Source organism: Streptomyces sp. NPDC000404 (genome assembly GCF_040300365.1).
Taxonomy (GTDB): Bacteria; Actinomycetota; Actinomycetes; order Streptomycetales; family Streptomycetaceae; genus Streptomyces; species Streptomyces ramulosus.
This window is the reverse complement of the sequence record NZ_JBEPDN010000002.1, coordinates 545,187-569,142: the sequence shown is the minus strand read 5'-3', so window position 1 is coordinate 569,142 and position 23,956 is coordinate 545,187. Positions and strand designations below refer to the sequence as shown.

Annotated in this window: 25 protein-coding genes; 14 read left to right on the top strand and 11 right to left on the bottom strand. The window is 72.3% G+C overall.

Translation table 11 applies throughout. The features are described from left to right. Positions 1–166 precede the first annotated feature (166 nt). From fabG to ABT345_RS05530, 4 genes are all read left to right on the top strand, one after another. Complete coding sequence (gene fabG / locus ABT345_RS05550; RefSeq protein WP_345082362.1) at positions 167–928, top strand: 3-oxoacyl-ACP reductase FabG; 762 nt, start codon at positions 167–169, stop codon at positions 926–928. Positions 929–957: 29 nt separating this feature from the next. After that, complete coding sequence (locus ABT345_RS05545) at positions 958–1,728, top strand: SDR family oxidoreductase (protein WP_345082359.1); 771 nt, start codon at positions 958–960, stop codon at positions 1,726–1,728. 211 nt (positions 1,729–1,939) lie between these two features. Beyond that, positions 1,940–2,620, top strand: coding sequence for a uracil-DNA glycosylase (locus ABT345_RS05540; protein ID WP_345082356.1), 681 nt, complete (start codon positions 1,940–1,942; stop codon positions 2,618–2,620). 176 nt (positions 2,621–2,796) lie between these two features. Continuing rightward, the gene (locus tag ABT345_RS05530; RefSeq protein ID WP_417832891.1) at positions 2,797–3,546 is read left to right on the top strand and encodes a hypothetical protein; all 750 of its coding nucleotides are present in this window, start codon (positions 2,797–2,799) and stop codon (positions 3,544–3,546) included. A 156-nt stretch (positions 3,547–3,702) separates the two neighbouring features. Here ABT345_RS05530 and ABT345_RS05525 read toward each other — a convergent pair whose 3' ends face one another. Then, complete coding sequence (locus ABT345_RS05525) at positions 3,703–4,170, bottom strand: hypothetical protein (protein ID WP_345082353.1); 468 nt, start codon at positions 4,168–4,170, stop codon at positions 3,703–3,705. A 309-nt stretch (positions 4,171–4,479) separates the two neighbouring features. Between ABT345_RS05525 and ABT345_RS05520 the strand changes: the two genes are divergently transcribed. Next, the gene (locus ABT345_RS05520) at positions 4,480–5,394 is read left to right on the top strand and encodes a Gfo/Idh/MocA family protein (RefSeq protein ID WP_345082350.1); all 915 of its coding nucleotides are present in this window, start codon (positions 4,480–4,482) and stop codon (positions 5,392–5,394) included. 709 nt (positions 5,395–6,103) lie between these two features. Then, positions 6,104–7,003, top strand: a complete 900-nt coding sequence (locus tag ABT345_RS05515; RefSeq protein WP_345082347.1) for a collagen-like domain-containing protein — start codon at positions 6,104–6,106, stop codon at positions 7,001–7,003. Between the two features lie 439 nt (positions 7,004–7,442). Here the strand turns inward: ABT345_RS05515 and lnt are convergent, their stop codons facing one another. Continuing rightward, positions 7,443–9,002: an apolipoprotein N-acyltransferase gene (lnt, locus tag ABT345_RS05505; RefSeq protein WP_345082344.1), complete on the bottom strand. Its 1,560-nt coding sequence runs from the start codon at positions 9,000–9,002 to the stop codon at positions 7,443–7,445. A 252-nt stretch (positions 9,003–9,254) separates the two neighbouring features. Beyond that, positions 9,255–11,165 (bottom strand): ABC transporter ATP-binding protein, encoded by a 1,911-nt coding sequence (locus ABT345_RS05500; RefSeq protein ID WP_345082341.1) that lies wholly within the window; start codon positions 11,163–11,165, stop codon positions 9,255–9,257. Between the two features lie 403 nt (positions 11,166–11,568). Here ABT345_RS05500 and ABT345_RS05495 point away from each other — a divergent pair, with 403 nt between their 5' ends. Together ABT345_RS05495 and ABT345_RS05490 are read left to right on the top strand one after the other, a co-directional pair. Beyond that, on the top strand, positions 11,569–11,952 hold the full coding sequence (locus ABT345_RS05495; RefSeq protein ID WP_345082338.1) for an STAS domain-containing protein: 384 nt from the start codon (positions 11,569–11,571) through the stop codon (positions 11,950–11,952). A gap of 90 nt (positions 11,953–12,042) precedes the next feature. Continuing rightward, a complete protein-coding gene (locus ABT345_RS05490; RefSeq protein WP_345082335.1) occupies positions 12,043–12,531 on the top strand; it encodes a glutathione peroxidase in 489 nt (162 codons plus the stop codon). 184 nt (positions 12,532–12,715) lie between these two features. On the opposite strand, the gene ABT345_RS05485 is transcribed toward ABT345_RS05490, so the two are convergent. Next, positions 12,716–12,865: a hypothetical protein gene (locus tag ABT345_RS05485; RefSeq protein WP_345082332.1), complete on the bottom strand. Its 150-nt coding sequence runs from the start codon at positions 12,863–12,865 to the stop codon at positions 12,716–12,718. Here ABT345_RS05485 and ABT345_RS05480 point away from each other — a divergent pair. Beyond that, positions 12,864–13,274, top strand: a complete 411-nt coding sequence (locus ABT345_RS05480) for a hypothetical protein (RefSeq protein WP_345082329.1) — start codon at positions 12,864–12,866, stop codon at positions 13,272–13,274. The two genes, ABT345_RS05485 and ABT345_RS05480, sit on opposite strands and share 2 nt — an antisense overlap. Before the next feature lie 105 nt (positions 13,275–13,379). Here the strand turns inward: ABT345_RS05480 and ABT345_RS05475 are convergent, their stop codons facing one another. Both ABT345_RS05475 and ABT345_RS05470 read right to left on the bottom strand, forming a co-directional pair. After that, positions 13,380–13,676, bottom strand: a complete 297-nt coding sequence (locus ABT345_RS05475) for a hypothetical protein (protein ID WP_345082326.1) — start codon at positions 13,674–13,676, stop codon at positions 13,380–13,382. A 658-nt stretch (positions 13,677–14,334) separates the two neighbouring features. Further along, positions 14,335–14,634 (bottom strand): hypothetical protein, encoded by a 300-nt coding sequence (locus ABT345_RS05470; protein WP_345082323.1) that lies wholly within the window; start codon positions 14,632–14,634, stop codon positions 14,335–14,337. Positions 14,635–15,245: 611 nt separating this feature from the next. Here ABT345_RS05470 and ABT345_RS05465 point away from each other — a divergent pair. Both ABT345_RS05465 and ABT345_RS05460 read left to right on the top strand, forming a co-directional pair. After that, on the top strand, positions 15,246–15,614 hold the full coding sequence (locus ABT345_RS05465) for an ArsR/SmtB family transcription factor (RefSeq protein ID WP_345082320.1): 369 nt from the start codon (positions 15,246–15,248) through the stop codon (positions 15,612–15,614). Positions 15,615–15,789: 175 nt separating this feature from the next. Further along, positions 15,790–16,221 carry a DUF6126 family protein gene (locus ABT345_RS05460; protein WP_345082317.1) on the top strand — a complete coding sequence of 144 codons (432 nt, stop codon included), beginning with the start codon at positions 15,790–15,792 and terminating at the stop codon, positions 16,219–16,221. Between the two features lie 118 nt (positions 16,222–16,339). Here ABT345_RS05460 and ABT345_RS05455 read toward each other — a convergent pair whose 3' ends face one another. After that, positions 16,340–17,815, bottom strand: a complete 1,476-nt coding sequence (locus tag ABT345_RS05455; protein ID WP_345082314.1) for a DHA2 family efflux MFS transporter permease subunit — start codon at positions 17,813–17,815, stop codon at positions 16,340–16,342. A 378-nt stretch (positions 17,816–18,193) separates the two neighbouring features. Here ABT345_RS05455 and ABT345_RS05450 point away from each other — a divergent pair, with 378 nt between their 5' ends. After that, a complete protein-coding gene (locus ABT345_RS05450; RefSeq protein ID WP_345082311.1) occupies positions 18,194–19,282 on the top strand; it encodes a DUF1611 domain-containing protein in 1,089 nt (362 codons plus the stop codon). A gap of 36 nt (positions 19,283–19,318) precedes the next feature. On the opposite strand, the gene ABT345_RS05445 is transcribed toward ABT345_RS05450, so the two are convergent. Genes ABT345_RS05445 through ABT345_RS05430 form a run of 4 tightly spaced genes read right to left on the bottom strand, consistent with a single transcriptional unit; the run spans position 19,319 to position 22,054 of the window. Further along, a complete protein-coding gene (locus ABT345_RS05445; RefSeq protein WP_345082308.1) occupies positions 19,319–20,500 on the bottom strand; it encodes an MAB_1171c family putative transporter in 1,182 nt (393 codons plus the stop codon). 2 nt (positions 20,501–20,502) lie between these two features. Beyond that, positions 20,503–21,057, bottom strand: coding sequence for a toxin (locus ABT345_RS05440; RefSeq protein WP_345082305.1), 555 nt, complete (start codon positions 21,055–21,057; stop codon positions 20,503–20,505). Positions 21,058–21,077: 20 nt separating this feature from the next. Continuing rightward, complete coding sequence (locus ABT345_RS05435) at positions 21,078–21,563, bottom strand: XRE family transcriptional regulator (RefSeq protein ID WP_345082302.1); 486 nt, start codon at positions 21,561–21,563, stop codon at positions 21,078–21,080. Positions 21,564–21,607: 44 nt separating this feature from the next. After that, positions 21,608–22,054: a hypothetical protein gene (locus ABT345_RS05430; protein ID WP_345082299.1), complete on the bottom strand. Its 447-nt coding sequence runs from the start codon at positions 22,052–22,054 to the stop codon at positions 21,608–21,610. A 57-nt stretch (positions 22,055–22,111) separates the two neighbouring features. Between ABT345_RS05430 and ABT345_RS05425 the strand changes: the two genes are divergently transcribed. Together ABT345_RS05425 and ABT345_RS05420 are read left to right on the top strand one after the other, a co-directional pair. Next, positions 22,112–23,188, top strand: coding sequence for a ParB/RepB/Spo0J family partition protein (locus tag ABT345_RS05425; protein ID WP_345082296.1), 1,077 nt, complete (start codon positions 22,112–22,114; stop codon positions 23,186–23,188). A gap of 270 nt (positions 23,189–23,458) precedes the next feature. Continuing rightward, a complete protein-coding gene (locus ABT345_RS05420; protein WP_345082293.1) occupies positions 23,459–23,941 on the top strand; it encodes a YbaK/EbsC family protein in 483 nt (160 codons plus the stop codon). The last annotated feature ends 15 nt before the right edge of the window (positions 23,942–23,956 follow it).

Sequence of the window (23,956 nt, the reverse complement as noted above, 5' to 3'; positions counted from 1 at the left end):
GCGGCCGTGCGCGGGTGAGCTGCGTAACGGCGCGGCGATGGGCGTTGACAGGGGGTGGCCGGGCTTCTAGCGTCACCGGTGCTGGAGATACTAAGCGGTTGCTCACTTCGGGAAGGGTGCGGCACACCGCTTGTCGAGGTCGGATCCGAGGCTAGGGAGAACCCGCATGTCCACCACCGAGCAGCGCGTCGCCATCGTGACGGGCGCGGCCCGCGGCATCGGCGCCGCCACCGCGGTCCGGCTGGCCGTCGAGGGCCGCGCCGTCGCCGTACTCGACCTCGACGAGGCGGCCTGCAAGGACACCGTCGACACGATCACCGCGGCCGGTGGCCGGGCCCTCGCCGTGGGCTGCGACGTCTCGGACGCCGCACAGGTCGAGGCGGCCGTGGCGCGGGTCGCCGCCGAACTGGGCGCGCCCACCGTCCTCGTCAACAACGCCGGTGTCCTCCGCGACAACCTGCTGTTCAAGATGAGCGACAGCGACTGGGACACCGTCATGAACGTCCACCTGCGGGGCGCGTTCCTGATGGCGCGCGCCTGCCAGAAGCACATGGTGGACGCCGGGTTCGGCCGCGTCGTCAACCTCTCCTCCAGCTCCGCGCTCGGCAACCGCGGCCAGGTCAACTACTCCGCTGCCAAGGCCGGTCTGCAGGGCTTCACCAAGACCCTCGCCATCGAGCTGGGCAAGTTCGGCATCACCGCCAACGCCGTCGCCCCCGGCTTCATCGCCACCGACATGACCGCCGCCACCGCCGAACGCGTCGGCATGGGCTTCGAGGACTTCCAGGCCGCGGCCGCCACCCAGATCCCGGTGCGGCGCGTCGGCGAGCCGGCGGACATCGCCAACGCCATCGCCTTCTTCACCGGCGACGCGGCCGGTTTCGTCTCCGGCCAGGTCCTGTACGTCGCCGGCGGACCGCTCAACTGACCGCACCACCCCACCGGGAGAAACGACACATGACCGAGCAGCACAACGCGCTCCCCGCCCTCTCCGGCAAGGTGGCGCTGGTCACCGGCGCCAGCCGCGGCATCGGCTACGGCATCGCCGAGGCGCTGGTGGCCCGCGGGGACCGGGTGGTCATCACCGGCCGCAACGAGGACGCGCTCAAGGAGGCCGTCGAGCGGCTCGGCGCGGAGCGCGCGATCGGCGTCGCGGGCAAGGCGCACGACGAGGCGCACCAGGCCGTCGCCGTCGAGCGGGCGATGGAGACCTTCGGCCGCGTCGACTTCCTCGTCAACAACGCCGGGACGAACCCGGTCTTCGGCCCGATCGCCGACCTCGACCTCGGCGTCGCCCGCAAGGTCTTCGAGACCAACGTGATCTCCGCTCTCGGCTTCGCGCAGCGCACCTGGCACGCCTGGCAGAAGGAGAACGGCGGCGTGATCGTCAACATCGCCTCCATGGCCGGCATCGGCGCCTCGCCGTTCATCGGCGCGTACGGCATGAGCAAGGCGGCGATGGTCAACCTCTCGCTGCAGCTCGCGCACGAATTCGCCCCCGTGGTCCGGGTCAACTCCATCGCGCCCGCGGTGGTCAAGACGAAGTTCGCCGCGGCGCTCTACGAGAACCGCGAGGAGGAGGTCGCGGCCTCCTACCCCCTGGGACGGCTGGGCGTGCCGGAGGACATCGGGGGCGCCGCCGCCTTCCTGCTCTCCGACGCGTCGGGCTGGATCACCGGCCAGACCCTCGTCGTCGACGGCGGGCTCCTGCTCAACGCCGGGGTGTAGCGGGGCGACGGCCGGATCTCCGGCCACCTCAGCGGCGGGACGCCGGTCACTGCGGGCCGGCGTCCCGCGTCTTTTCCCTGGTCATACGGCCGGGGCGACGGCCGCGGGACGCCGATCGCCCGCGGTCGGTCACCGCGCGTTGCCGCGTTGTCAGTGGTCGCCGGTAGGTTCTGGAGTGCGAGATACGGAACGCACACCGGAGGTTGTTCACGTGGTCACCGACACGCTGCCCGAGTCCTGGCGCGGCGCCCTCGGCGAAGAGCTGGCGAAGCCCTACGTCAAGGAGCTGGCCGACTTTGTGGCGCAGGAGCGGGCCCAGGGGCCGGTCTACCCGCCGCGCGAGCAGGTCTTCGCGGCGCTGGAGGCCACGCCGTACGACCAGGTGAAGGTCCTCATCCTCGGCCAGGACCCGTACCACGGCGCCGGGCAGGGCCACGGTTTGTGCTTCTCGGTGCAGCCCGGCGTCAAGACCCCGCCGTCGCTGCGCAACATCTACAAGGAGATGAAGGAGGAGCTGGGCCACCCCGTGCCGGACAACGGCTATCTGATGCCGTGGGCCCGCCAGGGCGTCCTGCTGCTCAACGCGGTGCTCACCGTCCGGGAGGGCGAGGCCAACTCCCACAAGGGCAAGGGCTGGGAGAAGATCACCGACGCCGTCATCCGCGCCGTCGACGCCCGCCCCGACCCGGCGGTCTTCGTCCTGTGGGGCAATTACGCGAAGAAGAAGCTGCCGCTGATCGACCAGGACCGCCATGCGGTGGTGCAGGGTGCGCACCCCTCGCCGCTGTCCGCCAAGAAGTTCTTCGGCTCCCGCCCGTTCACCCAGATCAACGAGGCGGTCGCCGCCCAGGGCCACGCCCCGATCGACTGGCGCATCCCCGACCTGGGCTGACCGGGCCCGGCGCCCACCGGGCCCGTCGGCGGGCGGGTCCGGTGCGCGGTGCGCCCGGGCGGCGCTTGCGGGCGTCCGGGCGTGGCGCCCACACCGCGCGGCGGCGGCGCCCGGCGGTTAGCGTCGGGAAGCAGCGGCGGGTGGCGAGGCTGCGGCGGACCGATGTGGGAGTGAGCGTGACGGAGCGGCAGCAGGAGCGGACGGCCGAGGGCGGCGTCCCCACCCGGATCGGCCAGGCGGTCATGCTGCACCGCGCCGGAGACCGGGAAGAGGCCCGCAACCGCCTCGCCGCCCTCTGGCACGAACTCGGCCCGTCCGCCGACCCCCTCCACCGCTGCACCCTCGCCCACTACCTCGCCGCCACCCAGGACACGCCGCGGGACCGCCTCTCCTGGGACCTCACGGCCCTGGAGGCGGCGGAGGGTTCCGTCACGACCGGGCGGGCCCGGGGGCAGCGGTGCGCGGGCGAGGAGGGCTCGGGGAAGGGCGGCAGCCCGATCCGGTACGGCCACCCGCGCCGGGACGCCCACCCGCACACGGACAGCCACCCGAACACGGATAGCTACATCGACAGCCACCCGAACGCGGACGACGACCCGCCCGCGGATGACGCCCCGCCTACGGGCGACGACCCGCTCGCGGGCGACGGCCTGAACAGGGACGACGCCACGGGCGACGGCGACGGACCCCGGCCCGCCGTCAGCACCGACAGGTCGCTGGCCGCGCTCCGGGCGCTCTTCCCCGCGCTGCATCTGAGCCTGGTCGCCGACTACGCGGCGCTGGGCCGCCCCGGGGACGCCCGGACACATCTGCTGCGCGCCCGCACCTGGGCCGCGGCCCTGCCCGACGGTGCCCACCGCCAGACGCTGTACGCCGACATCGACCGCCTCGGGGCGGGGCTGGGCGGCGGCCCGGGCAGGGGCTGACCGGGCCGCCGCAGAGGGCCCGGCTCGGCGCACACCGGACCGAGCCGCAGCGCGCCGGGCCGCTGCCGCCGGCCCGACTTGCCGCCGGCCCGGACGCCGCCGCCCCGGCCGTCACTGGCGCGGCCCATCACCGGACCGCGCCGCCCCGCCGCCTCGTCAGCCGTACGTCTGCCGGCAGATCCGCATCGCTGCGGCGTCCCGGTGCCAGCGGCCGTACTTCCGTCCCAGGGCGCACAGCTCCGCTCCGGCCGACAGGCCGTCACCCAGGCGCGGCAGCCGGGAGGGCGCGGATGGTGCGGGCGCGCGTTCCCGGGAGGACGTGCCCGCGGGCGGGGGCAGCGGCCGGGCGCCGCCGCCCGCACCGCCGCGGGCCCCGCCGTCGTGGTGCGGGAGACGGCCGGGCGGCGGAGTCGCCCGGTGCGCGGCGTCGGGCTGCCGGGGCGCCGGCTGAGTCGTCACCGGCCCGATGCGGTCCTGCGGGGGCAACGGCACGGCCGGGCCGGGCCGGCCGGTGGGGGCGGGAGGGGGCGGATGATGGCCCGTCGGGGCCGGCCGGGAGGGGAGTGTCACGCAGCCGGTGGTGGTCGCCGCGACCATCACCGAGAGGAGCACGAGAGCGGACAAACGGTGCATCCTTGCAGCTTTGCCCGGCTCCTACGGGCCTGGGAAGTCCCCGCAGGGGTGATCGCGCGCGCCCCGGGGCGACGCGGGCAACCGTCGGCCCGCCGTAACCACGGCCGGCCCGGGGTCGCCCCTCCGCCCCGCGGGACCGTCCCCCGCCTCCGGAGCCGACCGGCCCCCAGCCCTCCGTCCCCACTCCGTAAACTCCGTACGGACGGCCGGGCACGGCGAATGAGGACGGCCTGGCACCACCGGGCAATTCGGGATGATCCGCCCACGTATCGGGCGGACCGTCCGGCACAGGGAGAGAGTATGAAGGTCGGCTGCATCGGGCTGGGCGACATCGCCCAGAAGGCATATCTGCCGGTCCTCGCCGCCCGGCCGGGGTTGGAGCTGCATCTGCAGACCCGCACCCCGGCCACTCTCCGGCGGGTCGCCGACGCCCACCGGATTCCCGCCGCGCGGTGCCACGCCGATCTGGACGGACTGCTCGCCGCGGGGCTCGACGCCGCGTTCGTGCACGCCCCGACCGCCGCGCACCCGGAGATCGTCGCCCGGCTGCTGGACGCCGGGGTGCCGACCTATGTCGACAAACCGCTCGCGTACGAGCTGGCCGACTCCCGGCGGCTCGTCCGCCTCGCCGAGGAGCGCGGCGTCGGCCTCGCCGTCGGCTTCAACCGCCGCCACGCCCCCGGCTACGCCGACTGCCTCACGCACCCCCGTGAGCTGATCCTGCTGCAGAAGAACCGGGTCGGGATGCCCGAGGACCCGCGGACCATGGTGCTCGACGATTTCATCCATGTCGTGGACACGCTGCGCTTCCTGGTCCCGGGCGAGATCGAGCACCTCGACGTCCGCGCCCGGGTCCGCGACGGACTGATGGACCACGTCGTCCTGCAGCTCTCCGGCGGTAGTTGCTCCAACGCCCGATCCGGCTTCACGGCGATCGGGATCATGAACCGGCTGAGCGGGTCCGCCGAGGAACGCCTCGAAGTCTCCGGACAGGACGCGAAGCGCGAGGTCGTGAACCTTGCCGAGGTCATCGACCACAAGGGGCAGCCGACCATTCACCGCCGCGGCGATTGGGTGCCGGTCGCCCGGCAGCGCGGCATCGAGCAAGGGGTGCTCGCGTTCCTCGACTCGGTGCGCGCCGGCGAGGTGCTCAGCGCCGCTGACGCCCTGGAGACGCACGAGCTGTGCGAGCGCATCGTGCGCGAGGTGTCCTAGGACGGCTCGCCGATCGGTCAGCTGACGATTCAAAGTGAGTTGAGCCGTGGGCCTCGCGCTCGGCGATCTTGGTCGGCACGGCGCCCGGCGCGATGTCTCCGCCGCGACCGTGGCCGCTCCGGCGCTGCTGGGCGCCGTCCCGCCGATCTCCACGCCGGCAGAAGACGTCATGGTCCTTGATTCCGTTGGCGGGGGCCTGATGGATCCCATTTCGAAACGGCCCTCGATCAAGTCGCCATGGCCCCCGGCATGGATAATGATGCGGTGCGCGAGGCGAGAAATCCGGGCTGAGGTCGAAGGGCGCATGGAGGCCTACGTGGGCCTCCGTGGTGGTGGGGCCTTACGTTATTGTTGCGGGCGTCGTGAATTTCGATTCCCTCCGAAAGTTACAGTGCGCGAAGTTCTCGGGGGGCATTGCAGGCACTTGTAATTCACTCCACCGGGTTAAAAGCCTATACTTCCGGCGCGTTGATGAGTGGCGGATGGTCGTAGGGGTATATAGCCGGATGAGTACGATGCGCAGCGATTTTGACGTCGACACCCATCCGTCAACAGATTTCATTTTCGGGGATGCGCCAGTCCGGCCGCACGTAATTCTTCCGGGCACCTTCAGCGTGCTGCTCTTCTCGGGCCTCAGCTCCCCGTCTGTCGAATGAGGGAGCGCTGCCTGTGCGCACCGCGTGCCGGCGGCCGCCTGAAGGAGGAAAGCATGGCCACCCCTGTAGATCAGGACTCTTCTCTTCTCGTTTTCTTCGGAGAGCCGCTTTACCCGGGCGTGGACGCCAGAATCATTGTCTACTGGCCAAGGCCGGCGGGCGGTGGAGAAGTCGAATACCGTGGCGACGTCGTCGCCGGTGGTTCCGGCGCCTGGCACGGTCTCACGCCCATTTCCGGAGGGCACTACTGGGCGGGAGATTTCGAGGTGTCCCCCCACGCCTCCGCGGGTGAGGCGGAATTAACGCTCAGGAAGGCGGCGGGGCGCGAATGCTTCACCGTCACGGTCGGGATCACCATCAAAGATCCGCCTCGCGGGGTGCCGGGCAGGCGCGGCGAGAAAGGTGACCCCGGGCCGCGCGGCAGAAAAGGAGACAAGGGGGACGAGGGAGAGCGGGGCGAGAAAGGCGACCGAGGTGATCCCGGACCTCGCGGGGAGAAGGGCGACCAAGGGGAAAAGGGGAGCAAGGGCGACAAGGGAGGGAGAGGGGATCCGGGCCGGGACGGCGAGAAAGGGGAGCGGGGCGACAAGGGCGACCCGGGGGAACGAGGCCGGAAGGGCGACAAGGGGGACCGGGGCGAGCCTGGCCACAAAGGCGACAGAGGCGACAAGGGCGATGATGGTGAGCCCGGGCCCCAGGGCGAGCCAGGTGTGCAAGGGGAGCGCGGTGACCCCGGACACCCCGGCCGGGACGGTGAAGCGGGTGAGCGGGGCGACGCGGGAGAGCCTGGCCCCCGAGGTGAGCAGGGCGACCCCGGCCCCAAGGGCGACCCCGGCCCGCGTGGCGACAGAGGCGACAAGGGGGACAAGGGCGATCCCGTGGATCCCACGACCATCGAGGAGATGGTCTGCGCCATCATCAAGCGCATGCTGAGCGGAATCGACTGTCCGTGAAGCGCAGGGCAGCTGCCGAACTGTCTCGGGGCCAGCCTCTTTGACCGGCCCCGGGTTCAGGTGAGCGCGCCGGCGACGGGCATCGCACCGAAGAGCCGCAGAGGGCCATCGGTGGCCAGTCGTGGCGGAGGCACTCGTTCCACAAGCGGCGGGGGCCGCCCCAGGTGCACCTCGGGCGGCTCCCCTCGGGCGCCCGCCGCGCGGGCCCAGGAACCGCCGGCGTGCAGCATCCACGCCGTTCGTACGCCGTCGTCCGCCTCGCCGTACCGATGCTCAATACCGGGCACGACCAGCGATGACCTTGTTCGCATCGCTGTCGCGGTCACCGGCAGCCCGGCATCGAGCAGGCGGTGCCGGCCTTCCCGGACGCCGTACGGGCGGGGGAGCGGCCGGGCGCGCGGGATGCGCTGCGCCCCCCACGAGCTGTGCGAACGGGGCGTCAGCGAGGCGCTCGCGCGGACCACCGGAGCCTGATCCGCCGCCCCGCCGCCGGCGCGCCCGCCAGGACCAGTGCCGCCACGGCCGCGTACACCGGCCAGTCGCCCAGCCGGGTGTACGGGCTGGTGCCGTGGGCGAGCGGCACGTCGTAGACGGCCGCGGCGCTGCGGTCGGTGGCCAGCCGCTCGCCGACCGGTTCGCCCCGGGGGCCGTAGACCGCGCTGATGCCGGTGAGCGTGGCGTGCACCATTGGGCGCCAGGTCTCGGCGGCCCGCAGCGCGCCGAGCGAGGCGTGCTGTGCGGGGGCCCAGCTGTCCTGGAACGACGAGGTCGACGACTGCGCGACCAGCATCCGTGCGCCATCGGCGGCCAGGCTCCGGCTCATGTCCGGGAACGCCGTCTCGAAGCAGACCAGCGGGCCGATCGGCAGGCCGTGCGCGGCGGGCAGGTCCATCACCACCTGGCGGGTGCCGCGCATCCGGTCGGTGGCCGCCGCCTTGCCCACACGGGTGACCCAGCCCAGCAGCGGCCGGGCCGGGACCGCCTCGCCGAACGGCACCAGCCGCATCTTGGCGTACCGGTCACCCGTCGGCCCGTCCGGCCCCACCAGCACCGCGCTCTTGTAGACGCCGGGCCGCCCGGCGCGCGCCGCGTCCACCCCGACCAGCAGATCGGCGCCGGTGCTCCGGGACAGCGCGGCGAGCCGTCCGGCCAGTGCCGGATCGTCCGCCGGATCGCGGGTCAGACTGCTCTCGCCCCAGACCACGAGGCGTACGCCCCGGCCCGCCAGCTGCCGGGTCAGCGCCTCGCTGCGCGCCAGCCGCGCGCCGGGACCGCCGTCCGGACCCGGCTGGACGATCGCGATGCGCGCGGTTCCGCCGGGTCGCGGTACCGGCGCGGCGTACCGGACGGCGGTCACCGTCAGCGCGCAGACCAGCAGCGCGACGACGGCGACGGGGCGGGCCCGGCGGAGGGCGACCAGCTGGGCCAGCGCGGTGTTCACCCCGACGATCAGCAGGCTGACCAGCCAGATTCCGCCCAGGGAGGCGAGCCGCAGCGCGGGCGGCACCTGCCACTGCCCGGCGCCCAGCAGCCCCCACGGGCCGCCCAACTGCTCCCAGGACCTGATCAGTTCGACCATCAGCCAGCCGGACGGCACCAGCGCCAGGGCGGCCAGGGACCGCCGCGTTCCGGGTGTGCCGCCCAGCAGCGTCCGGACCAGCGGCCCCCACGGCGCCCACAGCGCGCCCAGCAGCGCCGCCAGTACCACCAGGAACACATGGAGGCTCGGCAGCAGCCAGTGGTGCACCGCCACCATGAACCCGATGCCGCCGAGCCATCCCTCCAGCGCCGCCCGCCGGTTCGTCGGCGCCGTCCGCAGCAGCAACAGCCACGGGACGAGGGAGATGTACGCGGTCCACCACAGGGACGGGGCGGGGAAGGCGAGGGCCGGCAGCGCGCCGCACAGCAGCGCGGCGGCGGCCCGCAGCCACCGGGCCCGGGGGCGGCGCGCGGCTCCCGCGTCGGTCGGCGCGGTGGTGGTGGCACTGGGTGTGGCCATGTGTTTCCCCTCCGGCGTTGCCGTCCGGGTCCGTTCCGGTGGCGGGCGACGCGGCCAGTCTGCGCGCTGCGGCGCGGCACGGACAGGGGGCGGCGGTGATCCCCACCGTTCCGGGGGCCCGCGGACCGCTGAGCGGCCGAACGCCGGGCCCCGCGGGCGCGGAGCGCGGCGCCGGCCCCGGAACCGGGAGCCCTTGGCGAGGAACCGCGTCCCACGGGCGCGGAGCGCGGCGTTCCGTCCCGTCCGGTCCGCTCAGCCCACCAGGGAGGATGCCCCGGCGCCGGTGGCCTCCGGACCGCCGGAGCCGTCCGCGAACTGGGTGCGGTACAGCTCGGCGTAGCGCCCGTCCGCGGCCAGCAGCGTCTCGTGGGTGCCCCGCTCCACGATGCGTCCGCCCTCGACGACCAGGATCTCGTCGGCGGCGCGGACCGTGGAGAGCCGGTGCGCGATGACCACCGAGGTCCGGCCGGCCAGCGCCTCGGTGAGGGCTTCCTGCACCGCCGCCTCCGAGCTGTTGTCGAGATGGGCGGTGGCCTCGTCCAAGATCACCACCCGGGGCCGGGCGAGCAGCAGCCGGGCGATGGTCAGGCGCTGGCGTTCGCCGCCGGAGAGGCGGTAGCCGCGTTCGCCGACGACGGTGTCCAGACCGTCCGGCAGCGACCGCACCAGCTCCGCCAGCCGCGCCCGGCGCAGCGCGTCCCACAGGTCGTCCTCGGTGGCGCCGTCCCGGGCCAGCAGCAGGTTCTCCCGGATCGTGTCGTGGAAGAGATGGCCGTCCTGGGTGACCATGCCGAGCGTGTCGCGCAGCGACTCCGCGGTCAGATCGCGCACGTCGACCCCGCCGATCCGCACCGCTCCGGCATCCGTGTCGTACAGCCGCGGCAGGAGCTGCGCGATGGTCGACTTCCCGGCGCCCGAGGAGCCGACGAGGGCGACCATGCGGCCGGGATCGGCGCGGAAGGAGATGTCGTGCAAAACGCGTTCGCCGCCGCGGGTGTCGAGGGCGGCGACCTCCTCCAGGGAGGCCAGCGACACCTTGTCGGCGGACGGGTAGCCGAACCGTACGGCGTCGAACTCGACGGAGACCGGGCCCTCGGGGACCGCGCGGGCGTCCGGCTTCTGCGCGATCAGCGGCTTCAGATCGAGCACCTCGAAGACCCGCTCGAAGCTGACCAGCGCGCTCATCACCTCGATGTGCGCGCCGGACAGCGCGGTCAGCGGGGCGTAGAGGCGGGTCAGCAGCAGCGCGAGGGAGACGACCGCGCCGGGCTCCAGGCTGCCGCGCAGCGCCAGGTAGCCGCCGAGCCCGTAGACGACGGCCAGCGCCAGCGCGGAGACGAGGGTGAGGGCGGTGACGAAGTACGTCTGCACCATCGCGGTGCGCACCCCGATGTCCCGGACCCGCCTGGCCCGCGCGGCGAACTCCGCGGACTCGCGCGACGGCCGTCCCAGCAGCTTGACGAGCGTGGCGCCGGGCGCGGAGAACCGCTCCGTCATCCGGGTGCCCATCGCGGCGTTGTGGTCGGCGCCCTCCCGCCGCAGCGCGGCCAGCCGCCGTCCCACCCGGCGCGCGGGCAGCACGAACACCGGCAGCAGCACCAGCGCGATCAGCGTGATCTGCCAGGACAGTCCGAGCATCACCACGAGGGTCAGCAGCAGCGTCACCAGATTGCTGACCACGCCGGAGAGGGTGTCGCTGAACGCCCGCTGCGCGCCGATCACATCGTTGTTGAGGCGGCTGACGAGGGCGCCGGTGCGGGTCCGGGTGAAGAAGGCGACCGGCATCCGCTGGACGTGGTCGTACACGGTGGTGCGCAGATCCAGGATCAGCCCCTCGCCGATGCTCGCCGACAGCCACCGGGTGAGCAGCCCCAGCCCCGCCTCGGCGAGCGCGATCACCGCGATCACCGCCGCGATGCCGAGGACGAGTCCGGTGGACCCGCGGTGGACGATGGCGTCGACCACCCGCCCGGCCAGCAGCGGTGTCACCACCGCCCCCGCCGCGGTGACGGTGCTCAGCACGAGGAACCACACCAGACGGCGCCGGTGCGGCCGGGCGAAGGCGGCGATCCGGCGCAGCGTGGCACGCGAGAGCCGCCGGGTGCCCTGCTGCGCGTTGACCGTGCCGTGCAGCGCGTGCCAGGCGGTCACTTCCATGTCCATCGCGGTCTCCCGTCATCGTGGTGTCAAGGCCGCCGCGGCGTGGCGGCGGCAGAACGGAAACCTAGAACCTCAAGCATTCTTGAGGTCAAGGGCGGCCGGTCGCGCCGCCCAGCTACCTGCATTCCCCGTTACGTTGCGGCCGGATCACGCCAACCTCGCCCGCCAAGGCTCGGGCCGGGACTTGACGCGGTGTCCAACGGGTAGTCCGTAGACACCCGCGGCACATCCGTACACCCGGCACACGCGGCGCACGGCTCACTCCGGCGCCCGGCGCCGCGGCCACAGCGAAACGCCGCCGGCGGCCGGATCCGTCCGGTCCGCGGTGGCACCCCACATCCTCCGCACGCCTTCGCCGCCTGCGGGTGGCGAAAACGCGCGCCCCGGCACAGAAGAGGGACGGGCGATGAACGACGACCACCCCCCTGTACGGCCGTACCTCGGCCGGACCGACACGACCGACGGCGTCACCGTCGTCGCACTCCACGGCGAACTCGACCTCCTCGCCGCCCGCGCGCTCGCCGCCACCATGGACGACCTGACCGCCACCCGCCGCCCCGACCTGGTGCTGAACCTGCGGGCGGTGACCTTCATCGACTGCTCCGGACTGTCGCTGCTGTGCCGCGCCCGCCACCGGGTGCGCACCGCCTCCGGCAGGCTGCGGCTGGCCGGCATCGCCCCGGGCGACGCGGTGAGCCGCCTGCTCGAACTGACCGGTCTGACCGACGCCTTCGACCTGCTCGACACGGACACGGCGTCCGGGCACGACGCGCCGGTGGGCCGATGGTGAACGCCCCTGGGGGTGTCTTGCCGATCCGGCAACACACCCCCAGGGGCCGGGCCGCCGCCGACGGGGCCCGGCGGACTACGCTCCCTTGCCATGTCCGTTCACACAGTGGAAATCGATGCCCTCCAGGGCGGCCCCGCCGATCTGGCCCAGTACCGCGGCAAGGCCGTACTCCTCGTCAACGTCGCCTCCAGGTGCGGCCTCACCCCGCAGTACGCCGCACTGGAGCGGCTGCACGCGCAGTACGCGCCGCGCGGTTTCACCGTCCTCGGCGTGCCCTGCAACCAGTTCATGGGCCAGGAGCCCGGCACCGCCGAGGAGATCGCACAGTTCTGCTCCGCGACCTACGGCGTCACCTTCCCGATGACCGAGAAGATCGACGTCAACGGCGGCGCGCGGCACGCCCTTTACGCCCAGCTGACCGACGCGCCGGACGCGGAGGGGTACACGGGCGATATTCGCTGGAACTTCGAGAAGTTCCTCATCGCCCCCGACGGCACGGTCGCGGCGCGCTTCGCCCCGCAGACCGAGCCGGATGCCCCGGAGGTCGTCGCCGCCGTCGAGGCGCAGCTGCCCGCGTGAGGGCACGGCGCGCGCCTGCCGTGGCGGGGGCGCGCCGTTGAGGGCCCGTGGCGCGCGCTCGCCGCGACATGCTCCCGGCGGTCGGCGGCCCTGGGGCCTCACTCCTCGGCGTGCCGGGCACCGCGGCCCTTCGGGGGCGCGTCATGGCGGCGGGAGCGGGGGCGCTTCCCGCGTTCTCCGTGTGTTACTTCGAGCAGACCAGGAGTCCGCCCAGCGCGTTGATCTCGAACGCTCCGTGCTGCTCGATGTGGCGCTCGACGAGCGTCTGCGCGCGTCTGAGCGTGGCGTTGAACGGAACGTCGTGCCGAGCGGCCCATGCCCGGTAGGAAGCCATGTGCGCGATCACCGGGTCGGGCGTGGGTACCGCGATCAGACTCCTTTCGCCGCTGCCGGCTGACAGCCGCGGCACGGTCGAGCACGGCAAGGTCGATGCCGAACGCGTCCGCACGGTCCCCGAACCCGGTGACCTCAGCCTGTGCGACGCCGCATCGGCTCTGCTGATGGAGTCTGGCGGGATACGGGAGGCCTGGGCGCTGCCAGGGACGGAAGGACCGTTGATCATCGACGTGTTCCAAGGGCCCCGGCGGCTCCATATCGGCTTCCGGTATCTGCTCGTCACCCACAGCAGCTTCGTGTCCTCCGCTGTCCTGGATGGCGGCCTGGCGCGCTGGGTCGCCCTCGATCAGGTCGACGACCACATCGCCGCCCGACTCCGCCCCCACGCCGCCGCTACCGCCCTCTGAGGGACGGCACGCCCTCATCCTCCACACCAAGGTGAAAGCCCGGCCGGCCGAATGACTCGGCCAAGGGCTGTCCCGTAATACCTGGTGGGCGCGCCGCGACAGTCCTCAGGCTCTGCGGCGCAGGCTCTGGACGAAGAGTGGCGCCGACAGCAGGAGCAGGGCGCCTTCGACAGCCAGGCTGGCCAGCCCGAGCGGTTCCGTCCACTTGCCGACGTCGTCGCTGTAGTGGGGCAGCCCCGGCCCCCTGGAGAGGATGTAGCCCAGCAGGGGGCCGACGGCGACCACGACTGCCAGCAACCAGCCGAGTCGGACGAGGCCGACGAGGAGCAGCGCGGCGGCGATCACGGCCGCGATCTCCAGGACGTGGTAGGCGACGCCGATGTAATAGGGCTCTCTCGTCACCGTGATGCCGCCTTGGTCCACGACGTGAATGACGGCCACCGCGAGACACAGCAGAGCTCCCGCCAATCTGGCCACCCAGGTCGCCCCCGACACCGTCGCGGTGTGGTGTGACATGCGGAGAGACCTTCCCTTCCTTCAGTAGCGTGTGCCTGCCGTGCCGCGATCCCGCCTGTTCCGTTTGCTCCGGAACAAGGCAGCGCGCCGCCTGTGCCAGGTCCCAGCTTTGGCGGACGGTTGCCCACCGTCGCTCCCGGCGGCGCAGGCGAGTGACACGGCCACGGGTGGCGTACGTATGCGTCTGCTTGTCGTGCTCCTCGCAGGGCCGTGCCCGACGAGGCAGACGGCCTCGACCTCAGCATCAAGGGCTCCGCGATTTCGGTTGCGCCGCGCCGCTCGTGTTCACCGCGGGGCGGCGCGGCTCACCACGCACAGAGTCCCCGGCCGGGGACTCTGCACTTTCCCCTTGGGAGCACCAGGCTCCCTGAACTGGCTGTATCTGCCCAGATCACGGCAGACGGGCATCGGAGAAGAAACCCAGAAGGTCCTCATCGCCCTCGATGGCCCGGAGACCGTCGCCGCCGCGGGGGGGGGCGCCGCTGAGGGGGCCCGTAGCGCACGCCGGTCGCGATCCGCTCCCGGCGGCGTCGGCCCCGGGTCCTCACTCCTCGGTGTGCCGGGCGCCGCGGCCCTCGGGGGGCGCGTCGTGGCGGCGGGAGCGGGGGATGGTGCGTTCCTCGTCCGCGGTGGCGGGCGGACGCGGGTCCCCGGGCTGGGGTGGGGCGTCGGCCGGGGGCCAGGTGATCGGGAGCGGTGTCCCGGAGCGCCACTCCCGCAGCAGTTGATCGAAGATCGGCGTGGCCTCCTCGCGGCGCGTGGCCTGCGGCGTCGGGGCCGCGGGGGTCGACGGGGGGAGAGCGCGGCGCCGGAGCGGGGGCCCGGCGTTCTGCTTGGCGTCCATGACCGGACTCAACCAGCCGACCCACCCGCGGGTTGCGGGCACACCACCCGGACCGCCGCAGATGCGCCTGCGCCGGTGACGGGCAGAAGATACGTTCCCGCGCGCGTCGCGGTTGACATGCCGCCCCGCCGGGCAGGCGGCCCACTGCCGCCCCGGTCCGGGAGGACGGGGCGAGCCCGGGCCGGCGGGTGGCGGCTCCGCGCGGGAAGCGGGACGGCGGAAGAGGGGCGCACATGCTGTCAAGGCGATCTTCGGCCGGTCCTTTCCCGGGGCGCCGGCGGCGGAGGAGCGGCGATTCCTCCGGCGTACGGGCGTGTGTCCCCCTGATGAACCCCGAGAGATGTCGTGAACATGCTCGATGCGTCGGATGTCCCCCGTCGGAAAGCTGTCCCGATCGGGCCCTGCCCGCCCATGGACGGCCGGATGTCGTCTACAGTTGCAGAAGTCTGCAATTCAACAGTTGGTGTGGTTGTCGGCGGACCGTGAGCGGAGGCATGCGTGGGCGGATGGGCCGGAGCGGCAGGGGAGCGGACCCGGGATGCCCGGCGCCGCACGGCGCGGGCGCCGCACCGACCGCACCACCTGCACCCCGCCGCGGCGGGAGCGGGCGCATGAACGACGCCCGGATGCCGCTGTACGAGGCTAAGGCCGCATTCTTCCGGGTGCTCGGCCACCCCGTGCGCATCCGTGTGCTGGAGCTGCTGCAGGAGGGCCCGTTGCCGGTGCGGCAGCTGCGCGGTCAGATCGGCGTGGAACCGGCGGCGCTCTCCCAGCAACTCGCGGTCCTGCGCCGCTCCGGCATCGTCACCGCCACCCGCACGGGCACCACGGTCGTCTACGAACTGGCCGGCGGCGATGTGGCCGGTCTGCTGGGAGCCGCCCGCCGGACCCTCCCCGTGGTGCTGACCGGCCGCGGCGACGGCCCGGCCGACCTGCGGCGGGCGGCCGCCGGGCAGCCCCGCGTCCAGGAGGCGTCATGAGCGGAACGGGAGTGGGCGGAGCGCACGTGAACGGAGCAGGGATGAGCGCGGTGCGCGCCGTCGGCGCGGCGCCGCCGGGTCCGGCCGGGCGCGGCGCGCGGTGGCCCGCCCGAGCGGTCCGCCGGGCGACGGCGGACCACCGCGACCGGGGCAGGCCGCCCGGCGGCCTCGTCGGATGAGCCCCGTGCCCGGCGCCGCCCGGCGGAAGGGGCCGCCGCCGTGGCGCGCGGTCCACTCGCGCACCTGCCTGCCGGTCACCGGCACCCCGGGCTCCCGGCGCCCCTGCGGCGGCCCGCACCACCACCCGTACGACGACGGCGCGGTCGCCTCACGGGGGCCGCACCCCTGTCCGTGGCGCCCGGCCGGCGGGCGCACCGCGCCGCGGTGCGGGGTGCGCCGGCGCGCCCTGCCGCCCCGGCGGCGTACCGGCCGCCCCATCGGCCGCCCGCTGGTCCGCCCGTCGGCGCCGCCGCGGGTCCTCGCGCTGATCTCCCGGCACAAGGAGTACCCGACCACCCGTCAGGTGCTGCTCTACATAGCCGTCGGTCATCTCGTCGCCGGGTTCCTCGTGTTGGTGATCTATCTGGGGCGCCACGCGGGGACCTGATGCCGGGTACGCCGGAGGCCGGCAGCCCTGAGCGGGGGCTGCCGGCCGGGGCCCGGCGGGACGGGCGGCCGCGCCGTGGAGGGGCGGCCGTGCCGGACGGCGGGGGAGCGGACACGGCTCACACGGCGCTGTGCTCCGCGGCGGGTGCGGCGGACGGAGCGGTCCGCTCCGCCGCGGCCGCCTCTGCCGCGAGGTCCGCGGCGCGCTTGCCGGGCAGCAGGGCCGCGGTCACGGCTCCGGCGGCGACGACGGCCGTGCCGAGCCAGAGCGCCGGTACGAGTCCGTCCGCGAACCGCTGGTCGGTGTCGACGCTGCCGTACGCGGCGAACACCGAGGTCAGCACGGCGACGCCGAGGACGCCGCCCAGTTCGCGGATGGCGTTGTTGGCGCCGGAGGCGATGCCCTCCTCGGCGCGCGGGACGGCGCCCATGACGATGTTGCCGGTCGGCCCGAAGTACAGACCCATGCCGATGCCGTTGCAGACGAACGCCGGGACCAGCGCGGCGTAGGAGGTGTCGGCCTCGACGAACAGCGCCAGCCAGAGCAGGCCGAGGGACTGGAGGCCGAGGGCGGCCAGCAGGATCGGGCGTCCGCCGATCTTGTCGGAGAGCGCGCCGCCCAGGGGCGCGGCGAAGAGCACCATGCCGGTCCAGGACAGCATCTTCACCCCCGCGCCCAGCGGCGAACTGCCCTGCACCGTCTGCAGATACTGGGTGACGAGGAAGATCGAACCGAACATGCCGAAGAACATCAGCAGCGACAGCGCGTTGACGACGGAGAAGGTGCGGTTGCCGAAGAGCCGCAGCGGCAGCATCGGCGAGGCGGTGCGCGCCTCCCAGGCGAAGAAGCCGGCGATCAGGATCAGCCCGGCCAGGCCGCTGGCGAGCACCTCGGCCGAGGCCCAGCCCTCGTCGGGACCGCGGACGATCGCGAACACCACGCCGAGCAGGCCGAGGCTGATGGCCGCGGTCCCCACCAGGTCGAGCCGCCCGCTCGCGCCGTGACTCTCGGTCAGGCCGCGGACGGCGAACGCCAGCAGGACCACGCCGATCGGCACATTGATCCAGAAGATCCACTGCCAGGACGCGATATCGGTGAGGAAGCCGCCGACGACCGGACCGCAGGCCACCGCGAGTCCGGCGACCGCGCCCCAGGCGCCCAGTGCGGCACCGCGCTTCCGGGGCGGGAAGGCGGCGGAGAGGATGGTCAGGGTGAGCGGCAGCACGACGGCGGCGCCCAGCCCCTGGAGTGCGCGGGCGGCGATCAGGGCGCCGATGCCGGTGGACAGCGCCGCGGCAGCCGAAGCCGCGGTGAAGAGCGCGAGGCCGAGGCAGAAGAGCCGCCGTCGGCCGAACCGGTCGGCGACCGCGGCGGCGGTGAGCAGCAGGACGGCGAACGTCAGGGTGTAGGCGTTGACGACCCAGCCGACGCCCGTGATGTCGGTGTGCAGTTCGTCCCTGATGGTGGGCAGGGCGGTGGTCACCACCAGCTGGTCCAGGGAGACCATGAACGCGGCCAGCGAGGTGATCGCCATGGTGGGGCCCGGTCGGCCGATGGTGTCCGGTGGTGCCGTGTCGGCCGTGACTGTGGCCATGGTGCGGCTCCTCAAGGAGACGGGGAACGGTGCGGCCGCGGGGCGCGGCGGCCGTCCGAAGGCAGGACGGCGGGCCGGGCCGGGGCGCCGTACGACGGCCCGCGAACCGGAGAGTTAGCGTGGAAACTTCTTCGCCGGGAGATTAGGGCGCGTGTCGTTAGCACGTCAACCAAGTGGGGGAAGGTGGGGGCAGGTTGAACGGGCCCATGGTGAGGGGGAGTTCGGGAGCGCCGGATGAGAGTGATGCGCTCCGGTTGCCCGGGGGGTGAGGTCGGCCTCAAGGTGCCTGTTCCTGGCGCATTCCGGGTGATTTCAGCGGCCGTGAGCGTATGGGTAATTCCTGGAGAATGTAAAGGAGTTGTGGGTACTCTCGCCCGCATGCTGACGTCTTCGTTCGCCACCTCCCCGGTCCGTGCCGTCCTCTTCGCCGACGGAGTATTCGGACACCTCGAAGGAAAGACCGCCCACGGAATTCTCCGGCACAGCACCCTCCTCGAGCCGGTCGCCGTCGTCGACCGTGCGCACCGCCCGGAAACCACCGCGGCCATGGTGCCCGGCACGGACGTACCCGTCGTCGATTCCGTGACGGAGGCGCTGCGGTACCGGCCCGACGCCCTGGTCCTGGCGATGACCGAATCCGATTTCGGGGAATCCGGGCTGGACGGATTCCTGCGCGACCCCCGGGAGCCGGGCGACATACCGGAATTCTGGTGGGACGAATTGGAGCGGGCGGCCCGCGCCGGACTCCATCTCATCTCCTGCCTGCACCAGCAACTGCGGGAAACGCCCCTCGCCGGCCTGCTCGCCGAGGGCCGGCAGATCATCGACGTACGACGGCCCTATCCCACACTGCCCAAGTACTCCGGCCGGGCGCCGCGTTCCCGAGCGCGGGTCGTGCACGTCGCCGGCAGCGACTGCGTGGTGGGCAAGCGCACCGCGGCCCTTCAGCTCCACCGCGAGGCGCGGGCGCGCGGCGTCGCGGCGGGCTACGTCGGCACCGGGCAGACCTGTCTGCTGACGGGGTGCGCCACCGGCGCGATCGTCGACCGCACGCCGGTCTTCCAGGCGGCGGGGCTGGTCGAACACCTCGTCCAGGAGGCCGAGGCCGACCACGATCTGCTGGTCATCAAGGGGCAGGCGTCGGTGCTGCACCCGGCGTTCGGCGGGCTCGCCACCGCGATACTCCAGGGCTCCCAGCCCGACGCCGTGGTCTTCGCGCACGACCCCGGACGCAAGGCGCGCTACCACTGGGAGCATCTGGCCGTCGGCGCCGTCGAGGAGGAGATCGCCCTGGTGGAGCGGTTGGGCGGGGCGCCGGTCGTCGCGCTGGCGACCAAGGGCGCGGAGAGCGTGCGGCAACTGCGCCATCTGGGACTGCCGGTGGCAGATGTGCTGGACGCGGACGGGCCCGGCGTGCTGACCGACGCCGTGCAGCGGGCACTCGGCGGGCCGGTCGCCCGCCGCTGAGCGGACGCGCCGGCGGGGCGCGGCGCCGGCGGCCGGTCAGCGGGCGGATCGCCCGGCCGCCGGCCGCCGCGCCCGGTCGAAGGCGCGCGACACCTCGACCAGCCACACCACATCGGCGACGTAGTCGGGGCCCAGCGGGCAGGTGAGCACCGCGGACGGGGCGTCGGGCGGCTGTGCGGGGGAGCGCGGCCCGCCGGGACCGGTGACCGACAGCGCCGCCGCGATCCGCGCCGCCTCGTGGTCGGCGCGCGGACGGCCCGCGTACCGCGCGGCCAGCCGTCTCTCGGTGGCCGGATCGATCCACTGCCGCAGCGCCAGGCAGCCGTCCCGTATCTCGATGACCCGCCGGTGGAGCTGGAAGCGCAGGTCGCGCACCGCGCAGACGTCGCTGCGGGCGGCCGGCAGCAGAACGGATTCGGGGTGTGCGCGGTGGATGGCGAGCCACAGCGGGCGCAGCCGGTGGTAGCGCCGGAAGTCGGTGCACCAGCGGCGGGCGTCGGCTAGGTGCCGGCCCCACAGCGGTGCGGTCCAGCCGATGACGTTCAGGGTGATGCCGACGGTCAGGCCGGTGCGTGAGACGTCCGACCAGGACGCCGGGTTCCATCCCAGCGGGACCAGCAGGATGTCGGCGAACCGGCCGAGCGGATACAGCAGGTCCACGGCGGACCCGGCGGCGGCGATCCGCAGGCCGTGGCGTATCCAACGGCTGTGGGTGAGCCGGGAGTAGCGCAGACAGGCGTGGCCAAGAATCACCTTGCTGCAGCTGAAAGTTGTCAGATAAATTAACTGGTAGACAAAGAAATAGGGTTGGTCGCCGGGATGGGAAAAGTGATTCACCGGCGGGCCGTGGCGGCCGGCGAGCAGGAAGAGCAGTGCCATGGCGGCGCCGATGGCGGCGAAGAGCGCGATTCTGCGTCTTATCCGGGGGCGTGCCCGGTGCGGCGGATGAATCCAGAGAATGAGCAGCACCTGCTGGCAGGCGAGAGCCGCCACGATCCACAGCTGGACGACGACGTTGTACCACGTGACTTCGCCGAAGAGACTTCCCGTCCAGGCCGCCGGAGTGGAAAGGGCCATGTAAATGCCCTGGCAGCCGAAGGACGCGCACAACACCATGAATGCGGGGTCGCGCCATCTGCCCCGCACGATGGGCCACAGCGCGTAAAAGAAGGCGATCATGCACGCCAGGCCGGCCAGCGGATAGCGGAGGCTGGTCATCGTCAGTCCCCGTGGGAGCGACCGAAGGATCTGCTGATCCGGTCGAGGACGGTCTCCGGGAACGGCAGCGCATTCGTCCGCTCCGGTGTGGCCCGCAGGCGTTCGCCGAGGAGATAGGCCATCAATTCCGCTTCCTGTTCCTGGGCATCGCCGTAGTCCTTGCGGAAAAGCAGATCCTTGACCAAGGACGGATCGAGGTCGGGAAAGAGCTGTTCCATGGCGGCCGGCTCCAGCGTGCCGCTGCCCTGGTGGCCGCAGACGATATGGCTCAGCTCATGGGCGATGATGTGCTCCTGGTGGTGCCGGCTGGTCTGCTCCTCGTACAGGATGCAGTCGGTGTCGGGCAGGGGCAGCCACAGGCCGCACGGGCCGGTCGCGCACATCGGGGCGGCCAGCAGCAGGATGGGCCGGCCGCGGACGGCGGTGAGGTGGTTGAGGAGCGTGGTGAGGTCGTACGTCGGCGGCAGGCCGAGTGCCTCAAGCCGCAGCCCACAGGACCGGCGCAGTGCCTGCATGTGTCGCCGTTCGGCGCGACGGCCACGTGGGACGGTGGGCATGCTGAGCCATACTCCTCGCGTTACTCCTCGGCGTCGACCGGCCTGCCGCGGTGCGTGTCCGCGCGCGAGCGGTCCTGCAGTGCGCTGACTTCCTGGATGATGCGCGCCAGTGACCTGCGGCCGTTGTCGTCCATCCGCATGGCGCGTAGTGCGATGTCACGAACATCAGCATTGCGCATGGCTGAGGCAATGGCGAGTTGTGAGTCGATGCGTTCGGTCGTGCAGTCGTCGAAGAAGTACGCGGCCGGCACCCGGAAGAAGGCGGCCAGCGCCTCCAGATGACGCTTCGTCGGGTTGTCCCGCTGTCCCGTGCGCAGCTGCCAGACGTAGGTCTTGGAGAAGGTCGAGCCGCTCAACTGGGCGCATTCCGCGGCAACTTTCTCGTACGAGTACTCCCGTCCGTTGGGCCGGATCGTGGTGAACAGCTTGTCGATCTTCTCCGCCAGTGACGACATGTAAGGCTCCTCGCGTACGCCTGGATGGTCCGGCGTCGTGCTCGCGTCCATGCTAGTTGACAGTGTGTAGCGGGGAACCTAGCGTGTGCGTCTTGTTAGCAGAGATGGACAGAGGTGAAATGGCGTCCACTGTGGTGGACGAGCGCCGGCTTCTCGAACGGGGGCCCGGGCCGCCATTTCATCGCGCTGATCGCTGCAGGGGGAACCAGCACATCATGAACGATCTGCAAATCCTCTTCGATGAGGGATGTTTGCGAACCGCGGGTGTCCAGCGCCTTCTCGGCCATGCGCAGAACGGATCGCCGCACAGCATGTGCCGCGCCCGCGCGCCGAGGTTCGAGCGCCACCATGTCGCCGCTTTCCGCGAAGCCGCGCGAACCGGCCTGCCGCACCGCCCGCACGGCGCGGCCGCCGGCGAGGGAAACCCAGCTGTTCGCCCCGGCTTCGGGCGTTGTTGACCCGCAGCCCGTGCGCGTTATGGATGCTCGGTGCGCCCCGCGCCCGAACCGGTCGTCTGCTCCGGTGCCGTGGCCTTCCGACATCTGAACTCTCGTGTGTCTGAGCGCGAATCATCCCTCGGTGCGCAGAGGAAGGTGCCCATGTCCGATGTATTAACCGGTCAAGATCAGCAATCCCCGGTCGAGTTGGAGATCGCCTCCATCGCGACGGAACTCGTCCCCGTCAGCGCGCTGTTACCGTCCGATTCGCCGCGGCTGGCCGGTGAGATCGCCGAGCACGCGCAGGCGTTGGCCGAATCCGGAGCGGATCTCCCGCCGATCGTGGTGCACCGCCCCACGATGCGGATCGTCGACGGCATGCACCGGCTGCGCGCCGCGGTGCTGCGCGGGGCGCCGCGGATCGAGGTGCGGTTCGTCGAAGGGGACGAGAAGGACGCCTTCGTCCTGGCGGTACGGCTGAATGCCGAGCATGGGATGCCGCTGTCCCGCAAGGACCGCACGGCCGCCGCGAACCGCATCATGGAGAGCCATCCGCACTGGTCGGACCGGCGCATCGGCTCGGTGACCGGGCTTTCACCGAGCGCGGTGGCGGCCCTGCGCAGCCGTTCAAGTGGCCGAATCGCACAGTTGAACATGCGTACGGGCCGGGACGGCCGCAGCCGTCCGGTGAACAGTGCGGAGGGCCGGAGAACCGCGAGCCGGGTCATCATCGAACGGCCGGAAGCCTCCTTGCGGGAGATCGCCAAGGAGGCCGGGGTGGCGCTCGCCACCGCGCGGGACGTCCGCGAGCGGATGCGGCAGGGGCAGGACCCCGTACCGCCCAAGTTGCGGCGGCACGAGCGTGATGCGGTCATCGAGGTCGCCTCGGAGGCGGTCGATGAGCCTCTTCCGGCGCCGGTCGCCCCCGCGCGGGTGCGCTGCGAGGCGGAGGTGGCGCAATCCGCCATGGCGTCGACGCCGGCGCTGCTGTCCGACGCGCCCTTCACGAACATGCGCAAGGACCCCTCGCTGCGCTTCACGGAAGCCGGCCGGGCGCTGCTCCAGCTGCTGGGCAGCCATGCGCTCGCGTCCGACAAGCGCAAATGGCTCATCGACGGGGTGCCTGCGCACCGCAACGCCGATGTGGCCCGCGCCGCCCGCCAATGCGCCGAACACTGGCTGCAGTTCGCGAAGGAGATCGAGCTGCGGGGCGTCGAGACCCGCGGCCGCGTGGGCTGAACCCGCGGATACGGACCGGTCGCCGTGCGAAGAGCGCGGGGGCCGGTCCGTCGTGCGTGCGGGGGCGGTGGTGCGCCGCGCGGCGGGGTCGCGCGGCGTGGTGCGTCCGTGTCCCGCTCGCCGTCCGCACCGCTGGAATTCCGTATTCCGTCACCTTCGGTTCCGGATTCCTTCCGGATGAACTCGTCCCACCGCGCGTTTCGGTGTGATGGGGTGGCCTGGCGCCGTGAAAATTCCAGCAGGCCGCTTCCCCAAGTGCAGGGCGAGGTCATGTCGAATTCCATGTACCGCCGGCTGATGACGGTTCTGGCGGATTCCTCGGTGGACTACCGCGTCATCAACCATGCCGCCGAAGGGCATACCGAACGGGCCAGCAAACTGCGCGGTCACGCACTGGGCAGCGCCGCCAAGTGCATGATTGTCTCGGTGCGTGCGAAAGACGCCGCGGGCAGGTATGTTCTCGCTGTGATCCCGGGCGACCGGAAGGTCGACTACCGGAAGATCAAAAGGCTTTACGGAGGGACCGACGCGGTCATGGCCGACCGGGCGGAAGCCGAACGGCTGGCCGCCTGTGAGAGCGGCTGCATCATCCCGTTCTCCTTCGAGGAACACCTCTCGGTGGTGCTCGATCCGATGCTGCTCGGGCAGGATCAGGTCTATTTCAACGCGGCCCGGCTCGACCGTTCCATCGGGATGAGTCCGAGCGCCTTGGTGGCGCTCGCCAAACCGCGTATCGAGCCCATTTCCAAGTGAGCTTCGGCGTCTTGT